Source organism: Halorubrum lacusprofundi ATCC 49239, assembly GCF_000022205.1.
Lineage (GTDB): Archaea > Halobacteriota > Halobacteria > Halobacteriales > Haloferacaceae > Halorubrum > Halorubrum lacusprofundi.
The window spans coordinates 74,381-88,439 of sequence record NC_012028.1; the positions used below are offsets into that span (position 1 = coordinate 74,381).

14 protein-coding genes are annotated in these 14,059 nt (G+C 56.9%); 1 reads left to right on the forward strand and 13 read right to left on the reverse strand.

The window, feature by feature from the left end:
• Positions 1 to 3: 3 nt before the first annotated feature.
• From HLAC_RS13935 to HLAC_RS20110, 4 genes are read right to left on the reverse strand one after another with little or no spacing between them, the layout of a single operon-like run.
• Positions 4 to 876, reverse strand: coding sequence for a DUF8168 family protein (locus HLAC_RS13935; protein WP_012659200.1), 873 nt, complete (start codon positions 874 to 876; stop codon positions 4 to 6).
• Positions 869 to 1,114 carry a hypothetical protein gene (locus HLAC_RS18850; protein WP_154018582.1) on the reverse strand — a complete coding sequence of 82 codons (246 nt, stop codon included), beginning with the start codon at positions 1,112 to 1,114 and terminating at the stop codon, positions 869 to 871. Before HLAC_RS18850 ends, HLAC_RS13935 begins: the two co-directional genes overlap by 8 nt.
• Positions 1,111 to 2,085, reverse strand: a complete 975-nt coding sequence (locus tag HLAC_RS13940) for a hypothetical protein (protein ID WP_012659201.1) — start codon at positions 2,083 to 2,085, stop codon at positions 1,111 to 1,113. The genes HLAC_RS18850 and HLAC_RS13940 overlap by 4 nt, the downstream gene beginning before the upstream one ends.
• 2 nt (positions 2,086 to 2,087) lie before the next feature.
• Positions 2,088 to 2,687, reverse strand: a complete 600-nt coding sequence (locus HLAC_RS20110) for a DUF8112 family protein (protein ID WP_012659202.1) — start codon at positions 2,685 to 2,687, stop codon at positions 2,088 to 2,090.
• Between the two features lie 477 nt (positions 2,688 to 3,164).
• On the opposite strand from HLAC_RS20110, the gene HLAC_RS13945 reads away from it, so the two are divergent.
• Positions 3,165 to 3,536 (forward strand): TATA-box-binding protein, encoded by a 372-nt coding sequence (locus HLAC_RS13945; RefSeq protein ID WP_009486645.1) that lies wholly within the window; start codon positions 3,165 to 3,167, stop codon positions 3,534 to 3,536.
• A 114-nt stretch (positions 3,537 to 3,650) separates the two neighbouring features.
• Here the strand turns inward: HLAC_RS13945 and HLAC_RS13950 are convergent, their stop codons facing one another.
• The 9 genes from HLAC_RS13950 to HLAC_RS13995 form a co-directional block, all read right to left on the reverse strand.
• The gene (locus tag HLAC_RS13950) at positions 3,651 to 4,817 is read right to left on the reverse strand and encodes an ISH3-like element ISHla1 family transposase (RefSeq protein WP_012659204.1); all 1,167 of its coding nucleotides are present in this window, start codon (positions 4,815 to 4,817) and stop codon (positions 3,651 to 3,653) included.
• Between the two features lie 170 nt (positions 4,818 to 4,987).
• Entirely contained in the window at positions 4,988 to 5,413 is a 426-nt protein-coding gene (locus HLAC_RS13955) for a hypothetical protein (RefSeq protein ID WP_143420280.1), read from the reverse strand.
• A gap of 141 nt (positions 5,414 to 5,554) precedes the next feature.
• Entirely contained in the window at positions 5,555 to 6,796 is a 1,242-nt protein-coding gene (locus tag HLAC_RS18855) for a DUF5305 family protein (protein ID WP_012659206.1), read from the reverse strand.
• 66 nt (positions 6,797 to 6,862) lie between these two features.
• Positions 6,863 to 7,918, reverse strand: a complete 1,056-nt coding sequence (locus tag HLAC_RS13965; protein ID WP_012659207.1) for a signal peptidase I — start codon at positions 7,916 to 7,918, stop codon at positions 6,863 to 6,865.
• 23 nt (positions 7,919 to 7,941) lie between these two features.
• Positions 7,942 to 8,805, reverse strand: a complete 864-nt coding sequence (locus HLAC_RS13970; RefSeq protein WP_088901384.1) for a hypothetical protein — start codon at positions 8,803 to 8,805, stop codon at positions 7,942 to 7,944.
• 54 nt (positions 8,806 to 8,859) lie between these two features.
• Positions 8,860 to 9,405, reverse strand: coding sequence for a hypothetical protein (locus HLAC_RS13975; protein ID WP_143420281.1), 546 nt, complete (start codon positions 9,403 to 9,405; stop codon positions 8,860 to 8,862).
• Between the two features lie 21 nt (positions 9,406 to 9,426).
• The gene (locus tag HLAC_RS13980; RefSeq protein WP_154018583.1) at positions 9,427 to 9,972 is read right to left on the reverse strand and encodes a hypothetical protein; all 546 of its coding nucleotides are present in this window, start codon (positions 9,970 to 9,972) and stop codon (positions 9,427 to 9,429) included.
• A gap of 184 nt (positions 9,973 to 10,156) precedes the next feature.
• Complete coding sequence (locus tag HLAC_RS13985; RefSeq protein WP_012659208.1) at positions 10,157 to 12,361, reverse strand: PKD domain-containing protein; 2,205 nt, start codon at positions 12,359 to 12,361, stop codon at positions 10,157 to 10,159.
• Positions 12,362 to 12,889: 528 nt separating this feature from the next.
• Positions 12,890 to 14,056, reverse strand: a complete 1,167-nt coding sequence (locus HLAC_RS13995) for an ISH3-like element ISHla1 family transposase (protein ID WP_009486633.1) — start codon at positions 14,054 to 14,056, stop codon at positions 12,890 to 12,892.
• Positions 14,057 to 14,059 lie beyond the last annotated feature (3 nt).

The window sequence follows — 14,059 nt, forward strand, 5'->3', positions numbered from 1 at the left end:
GAATCACGCCCCATCACCCTCCAGTTCCCCGGCCGCCGAGCCGTGCAATTCGATGAATTCATCGATGTACGCAAGTGCCGCCGACCACGACCGGATGCGACGCAGTTGGGCATCCAAGAGCCGCCAGCGCCGCTCGCCATCCGTGTCGAACGGGTGCGCAGGCAGACGCGACCAGACATCCGCAAACGAGCGCGCCGGCACATCACCGAGCCGCGCAGCCGGTCGATCACCAGGCGTCGCCGTCACGTGCAGGGTCATCTCAGGTGTCCATAGCACTGTTCGGTGGGGTTCGACGGCGTCGGCCGCCAGCGCTGTCTTCGGGTCGCGGGTCGAGACCGCGTCTGCATTCGGCGTCACGTCTGGCGTCGTCGCCACGAGAAACAAGTCCTCAAACGCGTGCCTGGCGCGGTAGTTGTGCAACAGCGCCGCCGTGAGCAACACGTGGTACTGCAGCGACGTGTACGGATAGTACACCGACTCGTTGAATGCAGCCGGGACCTCGCTCGTCAGCCACCGCGCGTGCAGGCACTCCGGATCCTCCGGCGTGACCAGCGCTCGAAAACCACCGCCCGTCGTCGCCTTGATCCGCTCGGTCGTCGCCGCCGTCTCGCCCGTCAACAGTGACAGCCGGTACGGCGACTCGTGATTGGCGACCGTCTGTTCGGGCTCACCCGCCGGGCGGCTCAGCAGTGCTGCATCCCGATCAGCGTCACGCGGAACTGTCTCGTTGACCGGCACGCTGGCGTACGAGTCGGCCGCCGACGCGTGCGGCCTGGCACGCAGCTTGTGAACGTCGTGTCGGTAAACAGCCACCATCGGCTCAGCCCGCGTAGACGCGTCGTCACGGCTGTCAGCCTCGACAGCCGAGTCAACCATCCTGGCCCTCAGAGTCCAGTTCTACGTCTCCACGGTCTGGACGCTCGGCGTCGTCGCGGTCTTGGGTGTCGTGTGCTCGCGCCGCCGGGTCAGGGCCCGACGCATCGTCCGCTACTGGCGACGACCGCTGCACCGGCTCGTCCTCACGTTTCGGGTCTCGGCGGCGCTTGGGCGCTTCGACTGGCTGCCACTCTCGGGCACACGCGGTGTCGGGGTTCCACTCAGCGTTTCGGGTCACGCTGCATCATCCCCCGTCGGCATCGGAAGGTCGCCATCACCGGCGGCTGTCCGAGCCTGCAGTGCCCTGACGAACTCGTCACGACACTGGTCACGCCAGATGTCGTCCTTCGTCTGCATCCCGCTCGTCGGGTCCTGCGCGCGGTTGTAGACCCGGCGAAGTTCAGCCTCCGTGTACAACGGGTTGACGACGTGGGCATCGACGATCCCAGCCCCGAAGTTGCGAGCGCCGCCGAGTTGTATCTCAAAATCGCCACTATGAGCATCCAAGTACGCGATGGCCTCGACGAGCAGCCCCACGTATTCAGGCTTCAACTCCCGGAGCGTCAAGCGCCACGTCCCCACGAGATTCCCAACGACGTCCCGCGTCGCCTGCCTGAGTGGTTGCCCCTCATCCTCAGCGTTCCGCGAACGCACCTGCGTGTTCAACTGTCTGTAGTGAGCTTCGGCCTCACCCTTCGTCACATCCACCTGCCTTCGGATGGGTGAGAAGCGAATCGGCCGGCGGATTACCCGGCCCGCGCGGTCGCCGAACCCACCGAAGAGATCGTGGATGACACAGCCGGTGTCGTCAACGCCGTCATCATCGACGCAGGACCCTTTCTCGTGATAGCCGTTGTCGAGGTCGCGGTCGTACACGTCGTCGAGCATATAGTCGGCGTCGGCATAGCCCGGATGGCACGCCGTCGCGCCCGCCGTCTGCACCACTCGTTCACAGGCATGGCGCAGCCAGCCCGACAACGTGAACGGCGAGATCTGACCTGCAATCTGATTCTGCGGGTCGTCTGCTTCGTACCGGTCAGCTGAGGCATGATGGCGATCCGTGACGATCCCATCACCCGGTGCCAGTAGGTCGATGTCGAGACCAACGTACAGATCCGGGAACGCCATCTCATCGACAGGACGCGGGAGAGCGAAGTCGATGTCGAGGTGTGAATCATCGAAGGCCTGCGTATCTTGATTCCGGCGCATCGTCACCGAGCACCTCCCGGACGGCCGCCATCACCAGCGTGTGGGGCAATAGTCCCAGTCGCGTCATCACTCATCGAACCAGTTTCCCGATCGGACGCGCCATCGCGGTTCGACCTGTTAGCCCGCGCCACCGGACGCTGCCATGGCTTACGCGTCGATTCACAATCCGCAGCAACGTACCTGTCGCTACGCGCGATAGGTTGGCGGAACCACGCAATTCCCGGTAGTGGTTGCACCGTGGTCATGTCCGCCGGGCTCACAGCGCGCGGCTGCGGAGCCAGTAACACCGGCCACGACGATTGAGTTGCAGGGTCAGTACAAGTACCAACACGACCCTCTAATACGAGCTCGCGCACGCCGAGCGTAAAGTACTCCGTCGGCTCATGCCGACACTCAGTGCATTTCACGTGCCCGGTCTCGAAGGCCAGTTGATTGGCCGGCCGGAAGGCGAACACGACGAGCGGAGCGCCTTCCCGCAGTTCCTCACCGCAGGCTTCACAAACCGCGACCCCTTCCCCGAGCGCAATTCTTTCTAGTTGATATATTTCTTCAATTATCTTCCGATCCGTGCCTTCTTGTTGGTCTGGAATTGAATCTTCCATTGGGGTTACCTCGGATTATCAGGAAGCCCCGCCCGCGTGCTCCAGCACGCGGGTATCCTCTACACTGGATCTCCCGTTGGGCTGAGCTCCCCTATCCAATGCATTAACCTGCATTGGGAAAAGCGTTGCCATTGCAGTAGGATGCATTGGGTGCAAGAGATTAAACCCCTTCTACAGGTAGGTGCAATGGACAAAGTAATGCCCAAGGATCGAGATGAGCAGACGGGAAAATACACCGAGCGATATACTCAGGAGAACTTTCTGTCGGCTCTCGAATCGTTAGGGGGCTCAGCTGGTACCCAAGAAATTGCCGATGAAGTTAGTTGTGCCTATCGAACTGCTCACGCAAAGCTAACTGAATTGGAGGGAGAGGGAAAACTTACTTCTCGAAAGGTTGGGAACGCTAAGCTCTGGGAATTAGATTCTTCTGAAGATGGGTAGCTTCGATTCTGTTCTGGTCTCTTGGTGGGCTGAACGATGGTGAGCGTCGTGAATATGGTCGGGTCAGGTTCGCTCAATGTTGAGCTTGATCTTGAAACGCTCGCCGAAGAAATCGGACAACCTCAGGCTCAATATAACCCCGACAAGTATCCCGGCATGTATCTTCGATTTGAGGAAGAAGCCCCGCTGATCACCGTCTACAGAACTGGCAAATACATCATTACTGGACCGACTTCAGAGGAAGAGCTGTTCGATCTTCGGGAACGGTTTCTGAGGTTCCTATCCGATATGGACGTCATTGAAAACGCGACTGACGAGTGGTTCTCCGTTCAAAACTCAGTACCTCACAAAGCATCCTCGGCTAGCTGTTTCTGCGGCCTGAGTTCTGTGTCGAAGCGGTTGTACTGACGGTCTCGACGAGAGAATTACGGACGGATCGACGGAGAGCTGTCGCTGTCGGCGGCGGTCAGCCGCCGACGCGACAGCGTCGCCACTCACTCCGCTGGCTTGCTCGGTCGGTGGTTAGCGGTGGAATCGGTCGTCAGGTGGCCGATTCGCGGGGACGGCCCGACGCACCGCGAGGGCCGTCCACGCAGCTCGTCGAATCATATTGACGAACTCCTTGTACGGCCACCACCAGAGGCGACGCCCGCCTCGGCGGGGCGTCGCCACATACTCGTAGTGAAGGTACCGCCAGACGTTCTGTAAGAGGAGACTCACCACCACGTACAGCAGCCGTACCGTTGGATCTCGTGTTGTCGTTGTCGCTATCGCTTGCTCAAACAAGCGATAGCTTGACTCGATACCGAAGCGTTTCGAGTAGTGGTATCGAGCGTCCCGTGGTGAGTCGATGAACGGCACGTCAGCGGCGTAGCCGTGACGCGCCACACCGTTCTCGTCATACTTCCCATTTAGGTACGTACAGTCGATGTAGACGGGAAAATCGACGGTCCAGCTGTGACCGTCGAGTTTCCCCGTCAGATCATGCTGAATGACGCGACTCCAGCCTTCCGAGAGCTCTTGCTGAATCGCCTCACCCCACCGGATGATCGGGATCACGTACGCGTAATTGTGCGCCTGAAGCAGCGTGAGACACTTACTGTCGTAGAATCCGCGATCAAGGTAGACGGCCTTGACCCCGGCGTCAAGGCCGTCGAGGACACCGAAGAACTCAGCGAGGACACTACTTGCGGTATCGCCGTCTTTGAGACGGCGTACCGCCAGCGTGTAGCGTTTGTTCTTCACACGCGCGTAGAGTGTGGCATAGGCGTGGAACGCAGTGGTTCCACGCTTCGCTACCGAGTGATAGAGGCCGTCTGTGTCGTCTTCGTCACCGTAGTAGGGCCGCAGGTGGAGGTCTGCGCAGACCTCCACCTGTTCGGGGAGCAATTCATCGAGATCCTTTCGCAGGAGCGTGTTAGCGACTCGTTCGAGCCGTTCCGGCTCGAACTTCGTCCGAAGATGGTAGAGGACCGTGTTCCCAGCGGGTGAGTTCTGGCTCGACGCACAGAGCGTAGAGACAGAGGTCCCGTCGGCGCAAGCGCCGACGAGGACCTCATAGATGTCTTCAGCAGTGATTTCAGCGTTATTGGCTAACGAGAGCGAAACTTCCTCGTCAAGGCGGTTGACGAGAAAGTTAAGAAGCTGGTCCTCGTGGATCTCACCGTCTGCTTGTTTGGTTTTAGACACACCTTCAGCAAGCAGACGTTCTAACTAAGCGGCTTTGTGAAGTACTGATACTCGATTTCAACGGATAAACGTTCGCAAACCAACTTATTCAACGATACGGATTGGGGTGCTGTATCACCTCCCTACTCACAACGGTTCGTTGAGGAAGGCGACTTAGCACCCACAAGTTGTTAATTCTTGTTGACGGTCGGGCCGGTTTGCTCGTTGATATCCACGGAAACCCGCCCATCATTGGCCCCACCGGAGACAACGAAGTCCACCGTGTCAACTGAGCTGCTCACATTCGAATCCACGTCGACGAGCAGTGTGATCGAGTTATCGTTGTTCAAATCAACCGTAGCGGTCGTCCCATCGCCGGAGACAGTTACAGAGGACGTTGAGACGAACGTGACGTTGTCTTTAGCGTCTTCCGTGGTTATCTCTACTGTCAGTGTTGCAGACGACCCGAGGTGGTTATGCAGGGTTGTGAAGTCCTGGTTATCCGACCCCGTATCGATTGAAGTGGCCGGGATGATACCGACAACAGCGTTTGGATCTTCTGCGCCGACAACAGAGACATTTCCAGCCCGGGTTGAATCACTGTGGGTGAAGCTCACGGATGACCACATCCCCCCGACAGCGAACACGATGAGGACTGTAAGTACTAACACGCTCCCTCGCTTGAGGAGGGACTTCCCGTTTCGTCGTTGTTTACTTCGTGTTCTCATCGTACCAGTGTTTCTGAGTTGTTCACGGGGTTACGTTTCGGGTGGGTCATCGTTAGAGGGGTGGTCAGTGTCTTCCTCTTGGGGTTCTGTAGTGGAATCGGTTTCAGGGTCGGATTCCACAGTATCTGCTTGTTCTTCTTCGTCCGTGGTTGCTTGCGGGGTGACGACGTCTCCGAACGTGTTAGCGTATGATGGGTAGACGTCTGGTTCGTATTCGTACTGTACGTCGCCGTCCACAAAGTAGTATTTGTGCTCGGTGCAGCAGTACACAACACGATCGTGCTTATCGATGGCAAGATCAACTAGGTCACTCAGACTTCGAACTCGTGACGTTGTAGAGGCTGACGAATCTTTGAACCGGTCGATGATTGTAACCCATTCTTCGTGCCGGGCTTCGTCGAGTTCAAACCGGACGTGTTCACTGTCGTATCTCCGCGCTCCGACGATGCTATACACTGCTCCGATCCCGGACATCACGGTGAGTGCTATCAGGAGAATGTTGAGGAGACCGCCGTTCGATTGTGAGGATTGCTCCCCGCCAGTTGTGGATGACGTTTCCTCTGCTGTGTTTGGAAGGACGAACAGTTGTTCCGTGAACGAGATTTTGTTCGTGTGCTCTGCTGATTTCGATATGACTGTGTCATCGCCAGGGTCGGTAGTCTTTCCCGGATGAGTGTACTCGTATTGTGTCCGAACTAGAACCATGGTCTCGACGTTCACGTCACCGCCGAAGTCATCTTGTAATGATTCCTGGCGTTGTTCGACGTCACTAATGTTGATTGTATCTTGAACTCTGACGACCTCGCCTTCAGAGTAGTCTTCAAAACTTTGTTCAGCGAGAACTGTTGTGTCTGACCAGAATGCTGAACTTTCGCCAGGGAGTGTGGCCTGGTATGCGAGAACCAGTTCTTGTTGCGTGACTGTAGCTGCTTCCCCTTTTGATGACCCGATTACTGTTACGTTGTCTACTGCGCCAAGTGGATAGGCATGTTCGTTTCGGAGTTGTTGCCCTGACGTGTAGGCCGCAGTGGAGTGAGAAACTCGCGCATCGACGTCATTTGCTTGAGTGATGAGGTGCTCAGTTTCTGATGGTGATTCCGTTGCATCGTCCGAAAGAAGGACTGTCGGGGAGTAGTTACTGACTGGCGTGATGACCCCGGTTGAGACGATCACAGCGCTTAGAATGCACATGAGCAATAACCCAACTGCGATTGCTATGCCTGAATCTGCAACGGCAGATTTTACTCTTAATAAATACAGTGAGCTACCCATCGATTTTACCGTTGAACGTAGTTAGGTTCACAGGCTTATTAAAGCCTGCAATGGCGTTTGAGTTGTTCATCGTCCCCGACGGTTCTGCCGGAGTCGTGTTTTTGTCCGTCGGAGCCGTTGATTCGGGTCAATGGCAATGAGGGTAACCACGGTTAATGCGAGAGATATCACGCCGCCACTTGCGATTGCTGCGAGAACCGGGTGGATCTCTGCAAGTGTTGTGAGCGTTGAATGCGGTAATGTCGCCGGAAACGTGTAGAACGTGATGTGGCCGGTGTGTGCCGCAGGGCCGTCGCTCGGCGGGTTACTCACCGTGATTTGTGTGCGTGAGCTCAATGGTGAACTCTCAACGTCTTCAAGGCGCAAGTCCCCTTCCATATGCGCGGTTTGAGTCATCCCGATGAGGGTCCCACCAGTCATATTGAATGTTTGATTAGTAGAATGCCCAACCGCAACTGTACGGCCGCCGTCGGCTCCCGGCTCCACTGACTGTGATGAGATGATTGTCACGTTTTCGTTCACAACAGCCCCCATTACAGCAATTGGGATGGCGATTATGATGACGAGCCCGACAATGAAGATGATATTTCGGTCGATGTTATCAGCAGCTGCAGATAATCGGTCGCCTCGCTTTGATCCGGTGTTGTCGAAAATTGCTGGTGCGAACCCGAGGGCCATGATGATGAACCAGAGTGCGAGGACGATGGATTGATTTGAAATGATTGCTCCGATGAATGGAATGGAAAACGCGTCTGACCCACCGAAGGTGACGGCTGTTCCGTACACGTCGTCGGGTTGGACCGGGTCCATGCCGCTTTTTTGGTCTGTAACGTCGTTCGCATCGCCTTTCGTGATGTACGCACCGCTGTCCGTCACGTTCGTGACTCGGTGAAGGACGTTTTGCTCAACGGAGTCAGATTGGAAGAGGATTACATCTCCGACTTCTGGTTCGTCAGGAGTGATGAATAGCACTTCGTCCTGAGTGATTCCAGGAGTCATGCTGTCGCTGATGGTGGATGTGAGTACGAGCGGTGACGCGCCCGGTGGGGCGACGTACCCGATCGTAATGAGTAGGAGTAGTAGAATCGCCATGCCCATCATGACGGATTCTATGCGTCCCATGTGTGAGGTGAAAGCGGGGGTGTTCAGGCGAAGGATTCAGTCTCGGACGACTGAATCTCAACAAGCCCCGAAACTGTCCCGTCGCTTTGCGGGGTGGTGACTGACATGACGGCGTAGGCTACTTCCCCTGCGTCGAGGGGAACGATTTGCCCGGCGTCGTCGATGGTTCCAATATCTGAGCCTTGTGAGGTTTGGAGGGTGACTTCACTGAGTTCAGGATCTTCGGTTGCGGAATCCTGAACCGTGAATTCAACTTCCATCCAAACATCACTTTCGTCGGAGAAGTCGAGTTCGGTTAACGAGTAAACGTTTGTTCCGTCCTCGACGTTCCGAGTTGCGCTCAAGATTTCGTCTGTGTCACTTGCCGGATCAGTGTCTTCGTACACTGTCAGACTGATAGACGTATCTGTTGGGACGGTAGCGACCGTTTCGACTTGGACGTCGGTGGTGTCTGTCGAGACGGTTTCTGCGCCAGCAGACGAACCGAGGAGGTTACCAGCTGAGTCGTAGAAGTCAATCCCGACAGCGGTGTCGGTCTTGTCGGTTGCAGTGGTGACCGCAAACTCACGGTAAACCGCGAGGTTGTTCGTCATTGAGAACGCGTACACGTTCGCTGGATCGGCATCGTCTCCAAAGATGAACTCTCCGTCAGGTGTGACGTGGACTCCATCTGCCTCGCCAGTCACGACGAGTTGACCAGTCGTCTGGTCTACCTCTGACCCGCCAGCGGGACCCGCTTGAAGACGCAACGCTGCTTGCGCGTTGTCATCAGCTTCTACACGAACGTCAACGTTCCGCTGAACGGTTGCCTCCGTGTAGGCGAGTGAACCGACGGCACTCGCTCCGAGCACGCCGGCGCTTCCGATGAGGGAATTTCGTCGGTTCATTGGTTTGGAGTTATCATTGTGTTTGTTGTGTTCTATTCAGTAAGACCAGCGGGGTTACTGCCCGCTGATCTGGATGTCGCCAGTGATGTTCGTATCGTCGACGTCCGTGACAACTTTGAGGACACAGTACGCGACTGCACCAGCGGCGAGCGTGATGCCTGTTGCATCAGTTGAACTGTCTGCAACGGACATCTCTGTACCGTCGCTGGCGTAGAACGTCATCACGAGATCAGCACCCGACGGTGCGAGGTTGTTGATGGCCACGTCGAACGTGCGCGAGGAGGCGAGCTGGTTGGTCATCGAGAAGGCGAACGTCGTCGATGGCGCGGCATGGTCACCGAAGACGAACGTCCCGTCGGGGGTGACGAACGCGTCGCCGCCGCCGCTCAGGTCCGAAAGACCATCGACAACGAGTTGGCCGTCTCCGCTGATGCTTGTACCGGTCTGTGCAGTGAACATGAGCGCGGCGGTTGCGTCGTCGTCTGTGACAACGCTGACGTCTGCGCTCCGGTTCACGGTTGCTTCTGTGTAGGCAAGGGAGCCGAACGCTGCGGTAGCGATCGCCCCGCCCGTGCCGATTAGGAATTTTCGTCGTTGCATTGTGAATTATTTGTTAGGTGGTTAGGCTGCGCTGATGACAATGTCACCAGTGATTGCGGTGGTGTCCACGTCCGTGACGACTTCGAGAACGCAGTACGCGGCGGAACCCGCAGAGAGCGTCATACCCGTTGCGTCGGTTGCCGAGTCAGCCTGCCCGATCTGCGAACCGGTCCCGTCGTAGAACGTCATCACGAGATCAGCACCCGACGGTGCGAGGTTGTTGATGGCCACGTCGAACGCCCGCGAGGAAGCGAGCTGGTTGGTCATCGAGAACGCGTACGTCGTGGAAGGGGATGCACTGTCCCCGAAGACGAACGTCCCGTCAGGCGTGGCGTAGGCGTCGCCGCCACCGTTGAGGTTCGAGAGCCCGTCCACGACGAGTTGGCCGTCGGCGTTGATGGACGTGCCGAGTTGTGCATCGAACAGGAGCGCGGCGTTTGCGTCGTCGTCTGTGACAACGCTGACGTTTGCACTCCGGTTCACTGTTGCTTCTGTATAGGCCAGAGAGCCGAACGCTGCGGTAGCGACAGCCCCTGCACTTCCAATGAGGAATTTGCGTCGTTGCATTGTTGTTGTTCAAAGGCGGTTTACTTGAACCACTCTGAAAGAGTGTGCACCCCTAATGAATATAAAAGTTCGCCCCTGTTATCGCGGGTGGGCAGTGAATTCACGCAATTCATTTACTACTATGAACACTGAACCTCTGCAAACTCGTTCACTCCAACGCGATTACACTCGAAAAACCGGGCCGTTAGTTAATCGAGTCCGGGATCACGATCGTGAACACAGTGTTTCCGTTACTATCGACGCCCCATATGCTGTAGACGTACAACCTGTGATCGTAGGACCCCGACGACGAAGCTTGCAGCCCCACACCGATATGCCGGGTCCCGCTGATACCAGACGTGTTCAGGCTATCTGTGCGTCGGGAGAAACTACTGGAATTCTTGTGTTGGTAGGAGGCATCAAGATTTCCACCATCAACATTCTCATCGTGAATGTTCGAGAGCGTTGAGTCAATCCCGATGTTAACTGCCCCTCGGCCGCCGTAGTCAAGCATCCAATCAACGTATACGGTTTCCACATCCGAGAGGTCGATTTGCCCGCCGGTTGTCCCGACCATGATTTCACCGCCGCCGCCAGTCCCGTCCAGGTCGATGTCGTATTGCCAGTTGTTCGAGTTCGTGGAGAATGAGGTGGATGCTTCTGGATCCTCGTGAATGTACTGGCTCATCCCGCTGGTCCGTTCACCGCCAGCCTCAACAGACAGGTTCCTGGTCGTCGAATCAGAGTCACCGTCATCATCAGTGACAGTGAGCTCCACGGTGTACGTTGCCGAGTCTGCATACTGGTGAGACACGGTCTTTCCTGTTGCAGTTGCTCCGTCTCCGAAGTCCCACGCGTAGGAACTGATTGTTCCATCAGAGTCACTACTACCAGAGCCATCGAACGAGATCGTGTCGTCAGTTGTCGGGTCGCTCGGCGAGTACGTGAAGCTAGCCGAGGGTAGATCGTTCACTTCCACAGTCTTCGAAGTAGATGCACTGGCTCCGTACTCGTCTGTAACAGTCAACGTGACCGTGTACACATCCGGCGTGCCGTAGGAGTGTGACGTCGTCGCGCCTGTGGCTGTTGCGCCATCACCAAAGTCCCACTCGTACGTGAGCATGGACCCATCGGGGTCTGAGGAGCTACTCCCGTCGAAGGAGAACGAGGTGTCAGCGGTCCCGGTACTCGGGTCAACTGTGAAGGAGGCATCCGGCGTACGGGAGGTGACAGTGATAGTGCTGGTTGCCGTATCGGTGTTCCCGTATTCGTCGGTAACAGTCAACTCAACGGTGTAGTCACCAGGATCAGCGTACGAGTGTGATGTCGTTTCGCCGGTCGTAGTTGCACCGTCACCGAATGCCCACTCGTACGTGAGCGTAGAACCATCCGGATCACTCGAACCAGCCCCATCAAATGCGAAGGTCGTATCCGCATTACCGGTGGTCGAGTCAGTAGTGAACGATGCGTCCGGGTTCCGAGATTCAACCGTGATTGAAGTGGTTGCTATGTCGGAGTTTCCGTACGCGTCCGTGACGGTCAGTTCAGCCGTGTAAGTACCAGGAGTCGCGTACGAGTGCGGCGTGGTTTCTCCGGTTGCGGTTGCGCCGTCACCGAACGTCCACTCGTACGTGATCGTGGACCCGTCAGGGTCACTCGATCCGCTCCCATCGAACGAGAACGAGGTATCAGCATCACCAGTAGACGGGGAAACAGTGAACGACGCATCCGGGGCCCGCGAATTAACCGTGACTGGTGTAGTCGTTGTGTCCGTGTTCCCGTACTCGTCTTCAACGATAAGCTCGACTGTGTAATCTCCGGGTTCGCTAAACGAGTGAGGCGTCGTCTCTCCAGTTTCAGTCGCCCCATCTCCGAAGTTCCAGGTGTATGCCAACGCCTCTCCATCGGGATCGGTCGAACCACTTGCGTCAAACGAGAACGTCGTGTCTGTGTTTCCGGTTGTTTGGTCTGCGGTGAACGAGGCCGTTGGCGGACGCGATTCTACAGTGACCGTGACCGAGGCTGTGTCTGTATTCCCGTACTCGTTCGTCGCGGTAACTGTGACAGTGAAGGAATCAACAGTACTGAACGAGTGAGAGACTGTGTCACCAGCCCCGGATTTTGTTGTACCGTCACCGAATGCCCATTCGTACGAAATTGACGTATCTGTTGGATCGGTAGTGCCGGTCGCATCAAACGAGAACGTCGTATCGAGATCACCAGTCGATACGTCTACACTCACCGCAGCTTCTGGTGGCCGCGCGATCGTGACGTTCCCGTTCTTCATGCCGAACCCGTTGCTCTCGTTAATTTCCTCTTCCCACGACGAACCGCCCTCTCCCCACTTGAACTCATCACTGCTCGCCATTCCCTGTTTTTTCGTGGTGAATGTGGACGTGTCTTCTGCCATGGAGTACTCAGTTGCCTGTATTTTTGGGCAAAGGGCGATAAAGGTTCGGTGGGCCCCGGAGGCATATCCAGGTACGTCTTTTCCTCAGTGAAACCAGCCGTACCTGTAGTTCCAGTTACCCGGTGATGTTTACCTGCGTGACGGTCGGGGTCGTCAGCGGTGTGCTGGACTCCAGGTTGATCCGGACCTGGAAGTCCGTATGGGGCTGGCCCCATGAAAGCGTGTACTCAGTATCTCCAGCGAGAGTTACGGTATTCTGTTCTTCGTCTGCCGTCCCTGGTGACCCAACAACAGTTACGGAGATCGTCTCGCCGTTTCGGGCGTATGCGAGGTTGGTCAGGTTCAGTACCTCACAAAGCATCCTCGGCTAGCTGTTTCTGCGGCCTGAGTTCTGTGTCGAAGCGGTTGTACTGACGGTCTCGACGAGAGAATTACGGACGGATCGACGGAGAGCTGTCGCTGTCGGCGGCGGTCAGCCGCCGACGCGACAGCGTCGCCACTCACTCCGCTGGCTTGCTCGGTCGGTGGTTAGCGGTGGAATCGGTCGTCAGGTGGCCGATTCGCGGGGACGGCCCGACGCACCGCGAGGGCCGTCCACGCAGCTCGTCGAATCATATTGACGAACTCCTTGTACGGCCACCACCAGAGGCGACGCCCGCCTCGGCGGGGCGTCGCCACATACTCGTAGTGAAGGTACCGCCAGACGTTCTGTAAGAGGAGACTCACCACCACGTACAGCAGCCGTACCGTTGGATCTCGTGTTGTCGTTGTCGCTATCGCTTGCTCAAACAAGCGATAGCTTGACTCGATACCGAAGCGTTTCGAGTAGTGGTATCGAGCGTCCCGTGGTGAGTCGATGAACGGCGCGTCAGCGGCGTAGCCGTGACGCGCCACACCGTTCTCGTCATACTTCCCATTTAGGTACGTACAGTCGATGTAGACGGGAAAATCGACGGTCCAGCTGTGACCGTCGAGTTTCCCCGTCAGATCATGCTGAATGACGCGACTCCATCCTTCCGAGAGCTCTTGCTGAATCGCCTCACCCCACCGGATGATCGGGATCACGTACGCGTAATTGTGCGCCTGAAGCAGCGTGAGACACTTACTGTCGTAGAATCCGCGATCAAGGTAGACGGCCTTGACCCCGGCGTCAAGGCCGTCGAGGACACCGAAGAACTCAGCGAGGACACTACTTGCGGTATCGCCGTCTTTGAGACGGCGTACCGCCAGCGTGTAGCGTTTGTTCTTCACACGCGCGTAGAGTGTGGCATAGGCGTGGAACGCAGTGGTTCCACGCTTCGCTACCGAGTGATAGAGGCCGTCTGTGTCGTCTTCGTCACCGTAGTAGGGCCGCAGGTGGAGGTCTGCGCAGACCTCCACCTGTTCGGGGAGCAATTCATCGAGATCCTTTCGCAGGAGCGTGTTAGCGACTCGTTCGAGCCGTTCCGGCTCGAACTTCGTCCGAAGATGGTAGAGGACCGTGTTCCCAGCGGGTGAGTTCTGGCTCGACGCACAGAGCGTAGAGACAGAGGTCCCGTCGGCGCAAGCGCCGACGAGGACCTCATAGATGTCTTCAGCAGTGATTTCAGCGTTATTGGCTAACGAGAGCGAAACTTCCTCGTCAAGGCGGTTGACGAGAAAGTTAAGAAGCTGGTCCTCGTGGATCTCACCGTCTGCTTGTTTGGTTTTAGACACACC

What these genes read in the sequence shown, in the direction of transcription:
- HLAC_RS13945 (WP_009486645.1), top strand. Translation starts at nt 3,165, where the DNA reads ATGGTGAGCGTCGTGAATATGGTCGGGTCAGGTTCGCTCAATGTTGAG.
- HLAC_RS13970 (WP_088901384.1), bottom strand. Translation starts at nt 8,805, where the DNA reads ATGAACCGACGAAATTCCCTCATCGGAAGCGCCGGCGTGCTCGGAGCG.
- HLAC_RS18855 (WP_012659206.1), bottom strand. Translation starts at nt 6,796, where the DNA reads ATGGGTAGCTCACTGTATTTATTAAGAGTAAAATCTGCCGTTGCAGAT.
- HLAC_RS13975 (WP_143420281.1), bottom strand. Translation starts at nt 9,405, where the DNA reads ATGCAACGACGAAAATTCCTAATCGGCACGGGCGGGGCGATCGCTACC.
- HLAC_RS13980 (WP_154018583.1), bottom strand. Translation starts at nt 9,972, where the DNA reads ATGCAACGACGCAAATTCCTCATTGGAAGTGCAGGGGCTGTCGCTACC.
- HLAC_RS13965 (WP_012659207.1), bottom strand. Translation starts at nt 7,918, where the DNA reads ATGGGACGCATAGAATCCGTCATGATGGGCATGGCGATTCTACTACTC.
- HLAC_RS20110 (WP_012659202.1), bottom strand. Translation starts at nt 2,687, where the DNA reads ATGGAAGATTCAATTCCAGACCAACAAGAAGGCACGGATCGGAAGATA.
- HLAC_RS13985 (WP_012659208.1), bottom strand. Translation starts at nt 12,361, where the DNA reads ATGGCAGAAGACACGTCCACATTCACCACGAAAAAACAGGGAATGGCG.
- HLAC_RS13940 (WP_012659201.1), bottom strand. Translation starts at nt 2,085, where the DNA reads ATGCGCCGGAATCAAGATACGCAGGCCTTCGATGATTCACACCTCGAC.
- HLAC_RS13935 (WP_012659200.1), bottom strand. Translation starts at nt 876, where the DNA reads ATGGTTGACTCGGCTGTCGAGGCTGACAGCCGTGACGACGCGTCTACG.